Annotated in this window: 11 protein-coding genes and 1 riboswitch; of the genes, 5 read left to right on the top strand and 6 right to left on the bottom strand. The window is 42.6% G+C overall.

Going from position 1 to position 16,648, the window contains the following annotated elements:
* The first annotated feature begins 86 nt into the window (after nucleotides 1–86).
* From MHI41_RS05465 to MHI41_RS05445, 5 genes are all read left to right on the top strand, one after another.
* Nucleotides 87–578 carry a YajQ family cyclic di-GMP-binding protein gene (locus tag MHI41_RS05465; protein WP_007499076.1) on the top strand — a complete coding sequence of 164 codons (492 nt, stop codon included), beginning with the start codon at nucleotides 87–89 and terminating at the stop codon, nucleotides 576–578.
* 81 nt (nucleotides 579–659) lie between these two features.
* A riboswitch (SAM riboswitch) is annotated at nucleotides 660–778 on the top strand.
* A gap of 78 nt (nucleotides 779–856) precedes the next feature.
* Nucleotides 857–2,698 (top strand): bifunctional homocysteine S-methyltransferase/methylenetetrahydrofolate reductase, encoded by a 1,842-nt coding sequence (locus MHI41_RS05460; protein WP_342494621.1) that lies wholly within the window; start codon nucleotides 857–859, stop codon nucleotides 2,696–2,698.
* On the top strand, nucleotides 2,682–6,110 hold the full coding sequence (gene metH / locus MHI41_RS05455; protein WP_342494620.1) for a methionine synthase: 3,429 nt from the start codon (nucleotides 2,682–2,684) through the stop codon (nucleotides 6,108–6,110). The genes MHI41_RS05460 and metH overlap by 17 nt, the downstream gene beginning before the upstream one ends.
* Nucleotides 6,111–6,229: 119 nt before the next feature.
* Nucleotides 6,230–7,165, top strand: coding sequence for a hypothetical protein (locus MHI41_RS05450; RefSeq protein ID WP_017360193.1), 936 nt, complete (start codon nucleotides 6,230–6,232; stop codon nucleotides 7,163–7,165).
* A gap of 97 nt (nucleotides 7,166–7,262) precedes the next feature.
* Nucleotides 7,263–8,120, top strand: a complete 858-nt coding sequence (locus MHI41_RS05445) for a GNAT family N-acetyltransferase (protein ID WP_156060633.1) — start codon at nucleotides 7,263–7,265, stop codon at nucleotides 8,118–8,120.
* Nucleotides 8,121–8,165: 45 nt separating this feature from the next.
* Here the strand turns inward: MHI41_RS05445 and MHI41_RS05440 are convergent, their stop codons facing one another.
* The 6 genes from MHI41_RS05440 to MHI41_RS05415 are packed head-to-tail and all read right to left on the bottom strand — an operon-like array spanning nucleotide 8,166 to nucleotide 16,476.
* Complete coding sequence (locus MHI41_RS05440; RefSeq protein ID WP_342494619.1) at nucleotides 8,166–9,980, bottom strand: IucA/IucC family siderophore biosynthesis protein; 1,815 nt, start codon at nucleotides 9,978–9,980, stop codon at nucleotides 8,166–8,168.
* A 13-nt stretch (nucleotides 9,981–9,993) separates the two neighbouring features.
* Complete coding sequence (locus MHI41_RS05435; RefSeq protein WP_342494618.1) at nucleotides 9,994–11,343, bottom strand: lysine N(6)-hydroxylase/L-ornithine N(5)-oxygenase family protein; 1,350 nt, start codon at nucleotides 11,341–11,343, stop codon at nucleotides 9,994–9,996.
* Complete coding sequence (locus tag MHI41_RS05430) at nucleotides 11,318–11,872, bottom strand: GNAT family N-acetyltransferase (RefSeq protein WP_008348567.1); 555 nt, start codon at nucleotides 11,870–11,872, stop codon at nucleotides 11,318–11,320. Before MHI41_RS05430 ends, MHI41_RS05435 begins: the two co-directional genes overlap by 26 nt.
* A complete protein-coding gene (locus tag MHI41_RS05425; RefSeq protein WP_272511383.1) occupies nucleotides 11,869–13,650 on the bottom strand; it encodes an IucA/IucC family protein in 1,782 nt (593 codons plus the stop codon). The genes MHI41_RS05430 and MHI41_RS05425 overlap by 4 nt, the downstream gene beginning before the upstream one ends.
* Entirely contained in the window at nucleotides 13,647–15,143 is a 1,497-nt protein-coding gene (locus MHI41_RS05420) for an aspartate aminotransferase family protein (protein WP_342494617.1), read from the bottom strand. The genes MHI41_RS05425 and MHI41_RS05420 overlap by 4 nt, the downstream gene beginning before the upstream one ends.
* A complete protein-coding gene (locus tag MHI41_RS05415) occupies nucleotides 15,130–16,476 on the bottom strand; it encodes an aspartate aminotransferase family protein (protein ID WP_017366989.1) in 1,347 nt (448 codons plus the stop codon). The genes MHI41_RS05420 and MHI41_RS05415 overlap by 14 nt, the downstream gene beginning before the upstream one ends.
* Between the last annotated feature and the right edge of the window lie 172 nt (nucleotides 16,477–16,648).

Here is a 16,648-nt window from a genome sequence, read left to right as displayed (position 1 = left end):
CATCTGAACTCTCTTCGATAAAGTTTCTTCTTCCCCTATTGGCATGATAAAATAGACGCAATATCTATAGTTGGAGGTCATATGTGATGGCAAAAGAAAGTTCATTTGATATTGTATCGAAGGTGGAGCTGCCAGAGGTGCAAAACGCCATTCAAGCAGCACTGAAAGAAATTAAAAACCGTTATGATTTTAAAGGAAGTAAAAGTGATATTTCACTAGAAAAAGAAGAACTCGTTCTCATTTCTGATGATGACTTCAAGCTGGAGCAGCTAAAGGATGTCCTTGTGACAAAACTGATTAAACGAAACGTACCGACTAAAAACATTGACTACGGAAAAACAGAACATGCCCTGGGTGGAACCGTTCGCCAGCGTGCAAAGCTGATTAGCGGGATTGATAAGGACAATGCCAAAAAGATCAATGCCTTGATCAAACAATCTGGTATAAAAGTAAAGTCGCAATTTCAAGATGACCAAGTGCGTGTGACAGGAAAAAATAAAGATGATTTACAAGAAGTGATTGCGCTCATGCGCAAGGCAGATTTACCGATTGACGTCCAATTTATAAATTTTCGATAAATTTCAAATTTTCCATTGATTATTTCCGATTTTTTCGATACAGTTGATGGAAGTTCAATTCATTGACATGTTCATATCGCTTTCTTATCAAGAGAGGCAGAGGGACTGGCCCTGTGAAGCCTCAGCAACCGGTGTAGTAGAAATCTATTTTCTATGACCAAGGTGCTAAATCCAGCAAGCAACTGCTTGGAAGATAAGGAGAAGAATTTCAATACAGCCAAAAAGTCTTCTTCTTATCAGAAGGCTTTTTTTGTTACATAGAAATAAGGAGGAAACCAATGGGCCTATTACAAGACTTACAAAATCGCATACTGATTGCTGATGGAGCAATGGGAACACTTTTATACTCTTATGGCATTGACCGCTGCTTTGAAGAATTAAATTTATCAAAAGAAGATGAAGTCAAAAGAGTGCACGAGGCATATGTGCAAGCTGGAGCGGACATTATTCAAACGAACACATACGGTGCGAATTATATTAAACTATCCCGCTACGGCTTAGAGGAAGAAACAAAACGCATTAACACAAAAGCTGTACAAATTGCCAAAGCAGCCGCTGGCTCAGCTTATGTCCTCGGAACGATCGGCGGCATTCGAACATTTAACAAAAATGCCTACTCTTTAGACGAGATTAAACGGAGCTTTAGAGAACAGCTCTATATCCTTTTAAATGAAGAGCCTGATGGATTACTGCTTGAAACGTATTACGATATTGAAGAAGCAAAGGCCGTGCTTGAGATAGCGCGCAAAGAAACAGCGCTTCCGATTGTCATGAACGTCTCCATGCATGAGCAAGGTGTATTGCAGGACGGTACACCGCTAAAAGACGGTTTATCTGAATTATCCTCACTTGGCGCTGATGTTGTCGGCATTAACTGCCGGCTGGGCCCTTATCATATGATTCAGGCACTTGAAGGCGTTCCACTTTTGCAAAATTCGCATTTATCTGTCTATCCAAACAGCAGTCTTCCCTCCCTTGAAGAAGGCAGACTCGTCTATGATACAGATAATGATTATTTCCGAAAAAGTGCACTTGAGTTTAGAAATCAGGGCGCACGAATCATTGGAGGCTGCTGCGGAACAACCCCTCAGCATATAAGCGCCATGGCAGAGGCGGTCAAAGATTTAGCACCTATCACCGAAAAAGAAGTGAAAGTATTAAAAGAAGAAATCATTTCCATCCAAGATCAACGGACAGAACCAGGTCTTGACGAGCTGGCTGTGAAAAAACGTTCGATTATCGTCGAGCTGGACCCGCCGAAGAAGCTGAACTTTGAAAAATTCCTTGTCGCAGCGAACGAATTAAAAAGTGCTGGCATTGATGCCCTCACGCTGGCCGATAACTCTCTAGCTACCCCGCGTATTAGCAATGTGGCATGCGGCGCTTTATTAAAACAGCAGCTTGATATGCGTTCACTTGTCCATATCACATGTCGTGATCGCAATTTGATTGGACTCCAATCCCACTTAATGGGACTGGACACGCTTGGACTAACCGATATTTTAGCCATCACAGGCGATCCGTCTAAAATTGGAGACTTCCCAGGTGCGACATCTGTGTATGATTTAACCTCCTTTGATTTGATCCGTCTGATCAAACAATTTAACGAGGGACTATCTTTCTCTGGGAAGCCGCTCGGGAAAAAGACCAATTTTTCAGTGGCTGGCGCGTTTAATCCAAATGTCCGTCATATTGATAAAGCGGTCAAACGCCTCGAGAAGAAAATCGAATACGGTGCCGATTATTTTATTTCACAACCTGTATACTCTGAGGAACAGCTTGTGAAGATTCATGAAGAAAGCCGACATTTGGATAAACCGATTTACATCGGTATTATGCCGCTGACAAGCAGCCGAAATGCTGAGTTTATTCATCATGAAATTCCCGGCATTAAATTGTCTGACTCGATTCGTGAGATTATGGCCAAGGCAGGCGAAGATAAAGAAAAGCAGCGGACAGAAGGATTAGCCATTGCCCGTTCTTTATTAGATACAGCCTGTGAATTGTTTAATGGTATCTATTTAATTACCCCTTTCCTTCGATCAGATTTAACAGCAGAACTGACAACTTACATCCATCAGAAAGAAAAGGAGCCAAACATCCATGCCAACTATCACTGAACAGCTCAAAAAGCGCATCCTCGTCCTTGACGGTGCAATGGGCACAATGATTCAAAACGCCGATCTCACAGCAGAGGATTTCGGCGGAGAAGAGTATGAGGGCTGTAACGAATATTTGAACGTCACAGCCCCTCATATTATCTCCACGATTCACCGGCAATATCTTGAAGCAAGTGCAGATTTAATCGAAACAAATACATTCGGCGCGACGAAGCTCGTTCTCGATGAATATGGACTTGGCCACCTCGCCTATGAATTGAACGTAAAAGCAGCTCAGCTGGCAAAGCGTGAAGCAGACCGTTTGTCCACACCAGAATGGCCCCGCTTTGTTGTAGGCGCAATGGGGCCCACTACAAAAACATTATCCGTAACAGACGGCACAACGTTTGAAGAGCTCGTTGCAAATTATGAAGAACAAGCCCGCGCCCTGATTGATGGGAAATGTGATGCTCTTCTTTTAGAAACGAGTCAAGACATGTTGAATGTCAAAGCTGGATTTAAAGGCATTCAAGAAGCCTTTCAAGCGACCGGTATTGAGCTGCCACTGATGGTGTCAGGTACGATTGAGCCGATGGGCACTACCCTTGCAGGCCAAGATATTGAAGCCTTTTATATCTCACTTGAGCATATGAAACCAATCAGCGTCGGTCTAAACTGTGCAACTGGTCCAGAATTTATGACAGACCATATCCGTACACTCTCCTCCATCTCAAAATCGGCTGTCAGCTGCTATCCAAACGCTGGTCTCCCAGATGAAGAAGGGCAATATCACGAATCCCCTGCTTCGCTTGCTAAAAAAATTGCCGCTTTTGCAAAAGAAGGCTGGTTAAATATCGTCGGCGGCTGCTGCGGTACAACGCCTGCACATATTCAGGCATTGTCAGATGAAGTACGTCCGCTTCAGCCCCGCAGCATGACGCATGAGTCATCACCGCATACCGTATCAGGAATCGAGCCCCTCATTTATGAAGAAGCGATGCGCCCCCTCTTTGTTGGTGAGCGCACAAATGTCATTGGTTCACGCAAATTCAAACGGCTCATTGCAGAACAAAAGTTTGAAGAGGCAGCAGAAATTGCTCGTGCTCAAGTGAAAAATGGCGCTCACGTCATTGATGTGTGTCTAGCAGACCCTGATCGTGATGAAACAGCAGACATGGAAGGCTTTTTAAAAGAAGCCATGAAAAAAGTGAAAGCTCCTTTTGTCATTGATTCAACCGATAAACATGTCATCGAAAAAGCACTCATGTATTCTCAAGGAAAAGCCATTATTAATTCTATTAATTTAGAGGATGGAGAAGAGCGCTTTGAAGAGATTCTTCCGCTTGTCAAGCTATATGGCGGCGCACTTGTTGTTGGAACAATCGATGAAACAGGGATGGCCGTCACAGCAGATCGAAAACTTGAGATTGCCTTAAGATCCCATGACCTGCTCACGAAAAAATATGGAATCCCTGCGAGTGATATCATTTTTGACCCTCTTGTCTTTCCAGTAGGTACTGGAGACGAACAGTATATTGGTGCTGCTGAAGAGACGATTAAAGGCATTGAGCGAATCAAAAAAGCACTGCCTGAATGTCTCACCATTTTAGGCATTAGTAACGTGTCTTTCGGACTCCCGCCAGTTGGCAGAGAAATATTGAATGCCGTTTATTTGTATCACTGCGTAAAAGCGGGGCTTGATTATGCCATCGTGAATACTGAAAAGCTTGAACGCTTCGCTTCAATTCCAAAGGAAGAAATCAAGCTGGCTGAAACTTTACTTTATGAAACAAATGATCAAACCCTTGCTGAGTTCACACAATTTTATCGCGGGAAAAAGAAAACAGAGAAAAAACCAAAGATCTCCTTATCGCTTGATGAAAGACTGGCACTCTATGTCGTCGAAGGGACGAAAGAAGGACTGATTGATGACCTTGCCCTTGCTTTGGAAAAATTTGAATCACCTCTTCATATCATCAATGGACCATTAATGCAGGGAATGTCAGAGGTTGGTCGGCTTTTTAATCAAAACGAATTGATCGTAGCTGAAGTGCTTCAATCCGCTGAGGTCATGAAAGCATCAGTTTCATACCTTGAGCAATATATGGAAAAGCAGGACGCAAGCGGCAAAGGGAAGATTCTCCTCGCCACCGTCAAAGGAGATGTCCATGATATAGGGAAAAACCTGGTCGACATCATTTTAAGCAATAATGGCTTTCACGTGGTCGATCTCGGAATCAAAGTAACCCCACAAACATTGATTGAAGCGGTGCAAAAAGAAAAGCCAGATATGATTGGATTATCAGGTTTACTTGTCAAATCAGCACAGCAAATGGTTTTGACCGCTCAAGATTTACAAAAAGCAAATATCTCTGTTCCCATTTTGGTAGGCGGCGCGGCGCTTTCACGGAAGTTTACGAAGATGAAAATTTCGCCTCAATATGATGGCCCCGTCCTTTACGCCAAAGATGCAATGGACGGCCTGTCTTTAGCGAATGAATTAAGAGCGAATCCTCTTCAATTTCAAACAAAACCCTTAGAGGACCAAGAAGCACTCCATAAGGAAAAAGAAACAACGCAGCCAAAAGCCGTGATTGAATTACTAGAAAAACGTGCGACACTTCCGGAGGCAGCCATTTTCACGCCAGAAAATACGAAACGCCATTATGTACGGGATATTGATTTGCACCACATTATGCCCTATGTCAATGAGCAAATGCTGATCGGCCATCACCTCGGCTTAAAAGGAAAGGTCAAAAAGCTATTGGCTGAACAGCATCCAAAAGCATTGGAGTTAAAACAACTGATCACAGATCTTCTTCAAGAAGGCAGAGAGAAAAACTGGTTTGCACCTGCATTTGTCTATCAATTCTTCCCTGCCAGTTCAAATGGGAATGATCTGCATATCTATGATCCAGAAGCGCCTGACCGCGTCATTGAGACATTCCAATTTCCAAGACAGGAAAAACTTCCGTACCGGTCTATTTCTGATTATGTGCGGAAAAACGGAGAGAACGAGAAAGATTATATCGCCTTATTTGCAGTGACGGCTGGTGCCCGCATACGAGAGGTTGCGCAGCAATTTAAACAAGAAGGCGACTATTTAAAAATGCATGCTGTCCAAGCTTTAGCACTTGAGCTTGCAGAAGGATTGGCTGAACGAACGCACCAAGTAATTCGTGATAAATGGGGATTCCCAGACCCAGTCGATTTCACGATGGAGAAGCGATTCCAAGCCAAATATCAAGGTCAGCGCTATTCCTTTGGTTATCCAGCGTGCCCTAATCTAGAAGACCAAGAAAAACTATTCCACCTGCTGCAGCCAGAAAAAATCGGGATTCATCTCACAGAAGGGTTTATGATGGAGCCTGAAGCATCCGTTTCAGCCATTGTCGTATCTCACCCTGAAGCTCGATATTTTAACGTTCATTAACAAAGAACCTCCATTCCAGGAGGTTCTTTTTATCATTAAAAATGACATAAATATGAAAAATTACGTTTATTTACCGATATTACAAATGAAAGTCATTTACTTAAAAGGAGATGTTTGTCATGTTCAAAAAGAAAATCGGGGTTTTATTGCTTACAGGCCTCTTTATCGCTAGCCCTCTTTTCCAATCACCTGCTCAAGCAAGTGAAACGTCTACGAAACAAACAACATATTATACAGAAGAATTGGAGCATCTGTATCCAGACAGTGATTATGCAAACAATGATACGATGGACAAAGCTCAATTCTTACAGCACTCTCTTCATCTAAACAAGACCTATTTATATCACGAAGGTAGTATCTCTTCTATGAATGACATTGATTTTTATCGGTTCACCAGCTCTAAATTTGATGGAGCAGATGGCCGCTTTTCTATCAAACTCGTCAATGTGAAAGCTGGAAATGATTTCGATCTTTATCTTTACAATCAGAGCGGGTCACTCGTGTCTTCCTCTGTGCGGACAAACAACCAAAATGAAATCATCCATATGCCGAAAATTGCCGCAAGCACTGACTACTACTTAGCCGTCAAACCAAAGCAATTATTAAATGAAGAGGACAACATGTATCGTATTGTCTTTGATAAAAGTATTGAAAAAGGTACAACGAAACGATATGGATCACCTGCCACATTGAATAGTTTCAATGAAGCCGGATCTCCCAATTCTTCTTTTGATTTAAGCAGCTTACCGCAGGATGCCGTTGTCACTGGCTTGTCATTAGAAGCTGAAAAAGGTAGTACAAATGCATATAATTATGTATTCACGGTCTCTTCCTTAAAAGGCGGAACAGTGAACGTACCTTGGAACGGTCAAAAAGTTGACATCTCTTCTTATAAAACAAGTCAAGTGCCGGCAAAAGACCGCTTTTTTGTTTCTTTTAATGCAACCGAGGTTCCTCAATTAATCGGTGGACGGTTAATCAAAGTAGGCGTTGTCTCAATTAAGAACTTACAGCTCACCTTTGAATATGAATACAATCGTGACCTCAATTATTAAACTATACAAAAGGAAAAGGTGCTCCCTTTTCCTTTTTCTTATGCGTTCTTATGGTACGATACATGTAGAGAAATCATCGAAGAAGGAGTTGCGTGTATTGCCAAACGTTATTCAACGATCTTTAACACTTGATGACATACCAGATCTTGTCGCATTGTCAAAAGAGGTCGACTGGCCTGATTACAATGCGGAAGAGCTCACATCTCTTTTAACAAATGGACATTTTACCGGTTTTACAACAACTGACGGACAAGTCATTTCATGCGCAGGACTTTTTCAATATGACAGAGTGGCATCAATTGGAGCGGTCATTGTATCTGAGACACATCGAGGCCTCGGTCTTGCCCGTCAAATGATTGACACACTGCTTCGTCATAGTGATCCAAGTGTCCCTGTCGTTTTAACGGCTACTGTACAAGGACAGCCAGTTTATGAAAAAATCGGCTTTCAGACAGCCGGTTATATTCATACATACAAAGCACAAAAAACAAATCCTAGTGCGCTTCACGCGTCACATCAGATTCATCTTTTTCCCGCTGATGAAACGCACCTCCCGTCTATTGAAAGACTGGATGAAAAAGGCGCAGGGACCAATCGATCAAACTTCTTAATAAAGCGAATGGAGCGAGCAGCATTTAAACTGATCGCAAAGGATGAACACCACGAAATCACCGGTTTCGCGTTTGGTGTGGAAACACCAGCTAATCTGATGATTGGCCCGCTTGCAGCAAACGATGAACAAACGGCGCTATCACTCATTCAATCACTTCTCACGTCTTATTCTGGCGCCTTTCGTTTAGATATGCAGGAAGAAACAGCTGAACGCCTGCATGCATCACTTGTAGAAGCAGGATTTACGAAAACAAACGTCGCACATTTTATGATGATTCGCGGGAACGAAAAGCAGAACGATCCTGCGCTTCTCTATTTCCTGGCCTCACAAGCATTTTCTTAAAAAATCAAAAAGCTGTAGACAGATGTTGTCTACAGCTTTTCTTTTTTACTTTTCGCCTACGGATGAGAGAACTTGAGCGAGTGCATTTGTGACCTTGCCATGCTCTGATGCATGCGGCCGGTCATCTCCATCTCCATAACCATAATCAATCATGCGATTACGGTTTAAGCAAAGCTTTGTCAGCTGAGGCTGGAATAGATCAAATAAAGCAAAACGATCTTTTAGCTGTGGAAATTGCTTTTGATACTGCTGAATTTCTTCTGCAAGCAAGCGCCAAAGCGTCGTTTCATCTAACAGATTGTGATTGTCTAACACGTTTGACACGTAACGAAGATTGCAAATAAACAGGCCTGTAAAAATAAATTGTACAAGACCCTCAGGCGGCTCACTACGCAGCACTTCCTTTAGATCTTCTTCTAATGAAGCCAATTCAGGCAGCGGTTGATCACTAATGTTCACATCATCAACAAAATCTTTGATGGCCAAACGATGCGGCTTGTGATCTTTTAATACAAGAATTGTATTTTGTCCGTGCGGTGAAAACACCGTGCCATATTGATACATAAAGTGCAGAAGCGGCGGCATGACAACATGGAAGAATGACGCCATCCATTCTTTTGCTGACAGACCCGATTTTTCAATGAGCTGCTTTAGATAAGGCTCGCCTTCATGATCCTCATAAGTCAGTGCCGCCAGCGTAACAGGGCTCTCCCCTTCATCTAAATACGTATAAATGCTTTCTCTAAAAATGACCCCGAGCATTTCAAGGTATTGATATGGCGCACCAGGTAGCTTGCTGTAATAAGGATGATCAACATTGATACTCGCATTCTCACCTGGTAAAATCACGCGGCATACATCGGATAAAAAGGCGTCTTGATCGGCAATTCCTTTAATATGCGCTGTAATACGTGGCGCAATAACTGTACGTTCTGATGGGAGCCCCCGGTACACTAGCGTATTTAAAATACTCATTGGCAGTTTAATATGATGCTTGCCTTTATTTGAGATGTTCGTAAAGGTTCTGATCGATTGCTGTGGAATATATTGATCCAGCCCTTCTCCTAAATACACTATACGGCGCATGGCCAAATCTTCGGGGAAATGCTGGATGATCATATGCGTCCACTGCCATTTATGAACAGGCATCATATAATAATCAGCCGCATTCAGCCCTTCATCTTTTAACACACGTTGGAATTGACGAATCGTGACTTCGTCTAATTCTTTGGCAATGATGTGCTCATAGTTCTCATGATCGACCGCATGGAATGTCGCAAGTTCTCGGTGAACAGCAATCCAAGACAGCTGCACACATTCCTGCCTTTCAGGTGCATAGGCTAAGTAATCATCGTAGCTGAATCCAATACGCCCTTTGTTATAGACGATCCAAGGATGACCAGTCATCTCGCCTTCAATCCATGCGTAATCTGTATCCGTTAGCTCATCTGCATGAAGTGCTTTTTTCGACAGCAAATGAACATCAGCTAACAAGGTATGGTGAAGCTCTTTGATCAGATGGCCAGTTGTTTCAGAAGACATTGGGATGATTGGCTGAATGTCTAGTAAAAACACAATGGCACTAACATCCTTTGTCCATGTTCCGTCTTGACAGCACTCGATCGATTCAGCAATCGTATCAAAACTATCAAACAAACGAGGTTTTGCGAGATAACGATATTTCTTCTGTTCGTGAATGATTAATTCGTATTGGGCGATGCCATCCTGATGATCTAGCTGAACGGGATGAAGCATATCCTCATACATATATTCGGACAGCATTTTTGCCACCATTCGCTGGTTTGCTTTTTTCCAAGCAGCAGGATTTACCGCTTTTTTCAATTCATCTTGTACACTCATCGGTTCATCCTCCTTACCCTTTGATTTCTTCAAATGTATTTGCGTGTTTATGTGTACCGAATGTCTGGAAAACATGCTTTTGATAAAGTGGATACACAGGTCGACGAGCCAGTTCATTGATAATGACACTGTTTCGGTATGCCCCTAGCCCTAAATCTGGTGCGCCTACTCCATGTGTATGAAGCTCTGCATTTTGTACAAAAATATCATTTTCACCTAATGTATTTGTTTTCAATCGATATTCACGTTCAACCTGGAAGCGTCCTTGATGATCCCACTGAATATGATGGGAAATCGGATCAATAAATGGCGGTAATACAGATTGATAGCCCGTTGCCAAGACGACAATGTCTGTCTCATGCGTAAAGGATTCCTCTTTGACCCATTGATTGCATGAAAGCGATAAGCCGTCCCTCGTTTCCTCAATCAAATTGACCTCCGTCATCGCCTTCAGCACGGTGTTCAGCTGCTCTCCGCAAGCAGAACGTTCATAAAGCAAGTGATAAATATCTCGGATCATCGCTGAGCTGATGCCTTTATACAGCAAATCTTGCTGCTTTAATAGCGCATCTTTTTTAGGTTGCGGAAGCTCATAAAAGAAATCAATATAGTCTGGAGAGAAATACTCAAGACCCAAATTTGAATATTCCATTGGGAAAAACCCTTTAGAGCGTGTAAACCAATGAATATCCTTCGCCTCATCGTCTGATAAAATGTCATAGAATACTTCTGCCGCACTTTGACCAGAACCGATGACCGTCACGGATTTTCCTTTAAAACAGCCTTCTTTCTTTCGTTTCAAGTAATCAGCAGAATGAAACACCCGATCCCCTAAAGCTGGCTGAAGAGGTGCTGGTACCGCAGGCTGTGTGCCGATACCTAAAACAAGATGCTTACTTTCAAACACCTCTACCGTTTGATCTTTCACATGACGGACATGCACTTCATATCGTTTTTCTCCAGCTTTTTCAACAATGGAGACAGATTCGACATTCATGCCAAATCGGCAAGAATCTAATTGATCCGCGACCCAGCGGCAATAATGGCTATATTCCTTGCGCGGGATATGGAAGTCTTCTAGAAAGTAAAATGAATACAAACGGTTTTGTTCCTGCAAATAGTTGAGAAAGCTATATTTGCTTTTCACATCCGCCATACTGACAAGATCCGCTAAAAAGGGGACTTGAAGTGTTGTCCCTTCAATGAGCATACCTGGATGCCAGTGGAACGCTTCACTTCTTTCAAAAAACAAAGCGTCAATTTCGTTTACTTCTTCAGATAATGCAGCAAGCCCTAGGTTAAATGGTCCAATGCCAATCCCAATGACATCCACTACATTATTTTGCTTGTTGAACCGCGTCATGGTTATACTTCCTTTCAAATCGATCTCGATGACAAAACATTAAAAGACCTGTTTTATCTGGTAAAGTGACTGGTTTCACACGTTCGAATCCACACTTTTCAAAGACATGAATCATTTTTTCGTTCCGAATATCTGGCTCAGCCACGATTTTTTCTGTTCGTTTGTTCTGCTCAAACTGAAATGCTGTCATGGCTTGAAGCAGCGGAGCCGCAAATCCTTTCCCTACATAATCTGGCTCTCCAATTAACAGGTGAATGCCTTGATCATGCGGAGAAGGCTGATAGTACGATTCAATGATATCCCCTTTCACATTGTATGCTTCAAAATAGCTCATCGGCGTGCCATCAATGGTTCCTAAATAAAGGGTTTGATGCGGATCATGAATGGCCTGATAAAAGTGCTTTTCAAAAGCAGGAAATGGAATATTCAAATGCCAAAATGGGTGGACATACTCTTCTTGCATCCACTTGTGGACAAGCTGGACGTCCCGTTCATATTCAGCGCGAATGAACCCAATTCGATGCCTCATCCAATCAGCGCCTCCTCATGTAAAAAGAGCGGATTCAATACAGACGTGTACCTGGATTGAGTTTCTAAAGAACCTGTCAGCTCATCCATATCTTCAAACCGAGTGAGTAAGTTCGCTTTTGAAGGCAGCTCCTGTGACCGGAGAAGACTGTTCGTCAGCTCAGATGCACCATATGTCTCTTCATGCGCAATCAGTGTGTCTCTAATCAGGGCTAATAAATCTTCTTCTTGTGCAAGCCCCTCTGTACCAAAACCATTCACAAGACCAAACAAATGATTAAAGAAGAAATAGTAACGCAGTCTCTCAACCGCTACATCGTCTGCACAAATAGTTTCACTTCTGACGCTTAAGTTTTGAACAAGCTTCGCAAGCTGATCCTTTTTCGATTCGCTATAATAGTAGCCTTGATTGTCACGATAATAGAATGTGTGCGGATATCCATTCTTTAGCTGTACGACAGCATTTTGCTGATGGGCTTCAAGGGCAAGACCATACGTTTCAAACAACCAAAGCATCGGCTCTAACGAAATCGATAAATATTGTGTGAACCAATCACGGCTGACATCTTCTGTTGATCTGCCTTCAGCGTCTGCTAATTCATGAATAATGCCTGAAAGGCGTGATTTTTCTCCGTATGCATGATCCTGACATAGCCCTGCAATTAAGCTTGCCCCTTTTTCATGATGCAAAAATGGATTTTGACGAATGACGACTTCAAAGCCAGATTCCGCCTCATCCCCTTGAATAGATAGATACGCAGGATCTTCAATCACACGGAATCCAGAAAATTTGTCATATAAAGAAACGCCTAATTCTGTTTTTAAGATACGAGACATCTCAACTCCGCGATCAAGTTCCTTTTGTTTGTTAACGCGTAAAGAGTTTGTGATCTTTACAGGGACAGAGAATTTGAGCATGTACGCAGAGTCTTTTTGATAGACCGTTCTAAAGGAAGATGTCGCTGTGTATTCAGACCCTAGCGGCCCTAAATACGCCAGCTTTCCGTCCTCTATATAACGCTTGACGAACGCTTTCTCCATCACTACTTGGACTTGCAGCGGATGAATCGGAATCAGGACATATTGACCGCCTTCTGTTAACGTCGTCAGTCTCTCTTTTTCTTCTGGCATCTGGCGCATGAGCTCCTCAAACATGAGGCTTGCCGCAGACTGTGAAATTGAAGAATCCTGAAGCACAATTGACGGATGTGCTTTAAAGTAATGAAGCTGGAAAGAGCCTTTCAGCTCAGGAGAATAAATAGCTTCCTCCTCTTCTGTCATTCCTTGTCTGCTTTTTGGTGTAGGATGCGTTAAATGCCCAAGAAGGAGTGACTGCTCCGCTTCGATATATTCAAAATCAGCTGAAGAAAGAGCTGCCCGATCACTTTCTCTCTCTCTGATGAATCGTTCAATATTCCGGCAGCTTAAAATGATGCGAAGCATGAACTCATCCTCTGCATCTGTGCGGCCGTATTCAATGAGAAGTTCCTTTGAACATAAAGCAACAAGTGTTGTATAATCGACGATCGTTCCCTGTTGCTCACTGCCTTGCGGGCGAAAACGAACGGGAAAATCAAAGAGATGACGGCCTACAGGCGAAAAATATCGAATCGGAATGACAAGCTCAAGATCTTGTTTTGCTAATGCTGCTACAAATACAAGTGAGCCGTCTGCTTTTGTCTCTTTCTTTGCAGATCGATCAATTCCTGTTTCACGTAAAAAACAGTTTAAAAAGCTTTGCATCGTTGCATTTTCAGCCATTTGTTTATATTGACTCAACGTAGTACCCTCCCGGATTGAATATGAGCGATCCCGATATCAACAATGTCAGAAAGGATTTCCTCAATATGTGTAATAGTCGTTCTCGGATTTAACAAAGTGAATTTTAAGCATGTTTGACCATCGGCTACTGTTTTTGCTACGACAGCCGTTCCTGTTTGGAAAAGTGTGCGATGAATGATTTTATTGATGTCATCTGCTTGATGATCATCCATAAAACGGAACACGACTGCATTGATTTGTGGATCAGGATTGATCACCTCAAGATGCTCATTTTTCTCAATCAACGTAGCCACATCTTTCGCAAAATGGATGGTATGGTCAATGATACTTGCAAATCCTTCTTCTCCAATCATACGCAGAGAGAGAAGGAGTTTTAGCGCATCAAACCGGCGCGTCGTCTGAACAGATTTATTCACGAGATGCAGAATGCCTTCCAGTTCATCTTCCTTTGGATTGAGATAATCTGCATGGTAATCAATCAAACCAAAATGTCTTTTATCCTTTAGTAGAAATGCCCCGCAGGAGATCGGCTGATAAAATTGCTTATGAAAGTCGATCGTGATCGAATCAGCAAGCTCGATGCCATCTAATTTTCCTCGGAACGTTTTGCTTAATACAAGCGCTCCTCCATAGGCAGCATCTGCATGAATCCACAAACCGAAAGGCTTCACCATGTCATATATGTCACGTACAGGATCAATACTGCCAAAATCAGTTGTCCCGCAAGTCGCCACGACTGCAAATGGAAGCAAATCCTGCTCCTTAAGCTCCATAAGCTTCTTCTGCAAATCATGCAGGTCCATTCGGTGATGTTCGTCTGTCTCAACTAACACAACAGCCTGCTCACCTAAACCTAGCTGAGATGCTGATTTTTTCACAGTGAAGTGGGCATTCTTGGAGCAAAGAATCCGCATACGGTTTGCCTCGCTCGGCAACCCTTTCTGCTGTACATTCCATTGCCAAGTGTTTTCGCAAAATGCATCTCTTGCTAAAAGCAGTCCCATGTAGTTAGATTGGGTTCCACCGCTCGTAAAGGTCCCATCTGCTCGTTCTCCATAAGAAAACTTTTCACATAACCACTTGAGAATTTCCTCCTCAACCAAAGATGCAATGCCGCTTTGATCAAAGGAATCCATTGATTGGTTAAAGGAACTTACGATCACCTCTGCTGCCAAAGCAGGGATAAGAGGCGGGCAATGCAAATGTGCCAGGCATTTAGGATGTGACACATCAACCAAATGCGGTAAAAGGTGATTTTTTATATCTTGAAAAACAGACTCAATGGATTCACCAGCCGGTTGAATCTGGAATAACGATTCGACATGAGTCGCTAATTTCCCAGGCAATATTCCGCTATACGGTCCTCTGCTTGTTTGCCACTCTGCCAGTAAACTGTCGATGGATGTGTAGAGAGCCGCTTGGAAGGACTCCCTCCCAAGCTGGCTTTGTTGAATAAATAATGAATCGACAGATGGTTTAGTTGACTGCATCGTAAACTGCCTCTTTAAAAATCGTGATGACTTTTTCAAGCTGTTCTTCTGTCATGATCAAAGGCGGTAAGAATCGAATCACACTTCCAAAACGGCCTCCTGTCTCCACAATTAAGCCTTTATCGAAACAATTCTTTTGAATGAGACTGGCTAGCTCTGGATTTGCTGGATAACTGCCGTCCACATCCTGTTTCTCATCTGGATTCACAACTTCAACACCAATCATTAATCCTCTTCCTCGCACATCACCGAGAGCAGGCACTTGTTTTTGAATGTCTTTTAGATTGGCCTGCATACGCTGACCAAGCGCTTCTACATGATCAAGCAGATTGGTTTCTTTTATATATTTAAGCGTAGCAGTTCCAGCTGCCATCGCCATTTGATTTCCTCTAAACGTGCCAATGTGTGCACCTGGATTCCATTGATCTAAGTCTTTGTCATAAATCACAACGGATAGCGGAAGGCTTCCCCCAATTGCTTTTGATAACACAATGACATCTGGCACAATACCAGCATGTTCAAAGGCAAACATCTTACCAGTTCGGCCGATGCCTGATTGAACCTCGTCAATAATCAGTGGAATTCCTTTTTCTTTTGTGATTCGTCTCATTTCTTGTATCCATTCAATTGATGCCGGGATGGAGCCGCCCTCCCCTTGCACCGCTTCAAAGATCATGCCTGCTGGCGGGAGAATTCCACTCTCAGGGTCATTTAATACACGCTCAATATAAGAGCTGGAAATGCGATGTGAGTCTTTACCGCCAATTCCAAATGGACAGCGGTATTCATATGGATAAGGCAGGAAGTGAACATCTGGCATTAATCCTTGTACTCTTTCCTTTGGCGATAAGTTGCCGCTTAATGACATCGTGCCATGCGTAGCACCATGATATGCCCCGTGGAATGATAGAATGGAACGATTTCCCGTCGCTGTCTTGACTAGTTTAATTGCTGCTTCTATAGCATCACCACCAGTTGGTCCGCAAAATTGAATTTTCGCTCTTTTTGCAAACTCCTCTGGCAAGTGAGAAAAAATCTCATTCACAAATTCTTCTTTAATCTCTGAAGTGATGTCCAGCGTATGCAACGGTCTTTTTTCATGAAGCATACGTTCAATAGCATCTATAACAACCGGGTGATTGTGACCAAGGGCAAGTGTTCCTGCACCTGCTAGGCAGTCATAAAATTCTCTACCATCTGCATCTGTCACGATCATACCTTCGGCTTTTTGCATGGCTAATGGGAACCGTCTCGGGTAAGACCTTGCATTAGATTCTCTTTGACTTTGCTGCTCTAAAAATTGCTGATTTTTAGAAACGGTTTTGATGGACATAATAAAACACTCCTCCAATTGATAAAGATTATCATTTTCATTTACTAGCCTAGAGGATGTAAGATACGAAAGTCAATTGTATTCAAAAAGATGATTCTAAAAGCATATGAATGCTATATTCTCTTTTTAACGAGTAATTTCGTGTATTTTTTACAAACATCTACAGCCATAA

This window comes from Bacillus sp. FSL M7-0307, assembly GCF_038627835.1.
Taxonomy (GTDB): Bacteria; Bacillota; Bacilli; order Bacillales; family Bacillaceae; genus Bacillus; species Bacillus altitudinis.
This window is presented reverse-complemented; position numbering and strand designations above follow the sequence as displayed.

Bases quoted from the DNA above. Each gene is read 5' to 3' on its own strand.
- MHI41_RS05460 (WP_342494621.1), top strand. From the start codon at position 857: ATGGGCCTATTACAAGACTTACAAAATCGCATACTGATTGCTGATGGA.
- MHI41_RS05435 (WP_342494618.1), bottom strand. From the start codon at position 11,343: ATGACGCGGTTCAACAAGCAAAATAATGTAGTGGATGTCATTGGGATT.
- metH (WP_342494620.1), top strand. From the start codon at position 2,682: ATGCCAACTATCACTGAACAGCTCAAAAAGCGCATCCTCGTCCTTGAC.
- MHI41_RS05415 (WP_017366989.1), bottom strand. From the start codon at position 16,476: ATGTCCATCAAAACCGTTTCTAAAAATCAGCAATTTTTAGAGCAGCAA.
- MHI41_RS05420 (WP_342494617.1), bottom strand. From the start codon at position 15,143: ATGCAGTCAACTAAACCATCTGTCGATTCATTATTTATTCAACAAAGC.
- MHI41_RS05450 (WP_017360193.1), top strand. From the start codon at position 6,230: ATGTTCAAAAAGAAAATCGGGGTTTTATTGCTTACAGGCCTCTTTATC.
- MHI41_RS05440 (WP_342494619.1), bottom strand. From the start codon at position 9,980: ATGAGTGTACAAGATGAATTGAAAAAAGCGGTAAATCCTGCTGCTTGG.
- MHI41_RS05430 (WP_008348567.1), bottom strand. From the start codon at position 11,872: ATGAGGCATCGAATTGGGTTCATTCGCGCTGAATATGAACGGGACGTC.
- MHI41_RS05465 (WP_007499076.1), top strand. From the start codon at position 87: ATGGCAAAAGAAAGTTCATTTGATATTGTATCGAAGGTGGAGCTGCCA.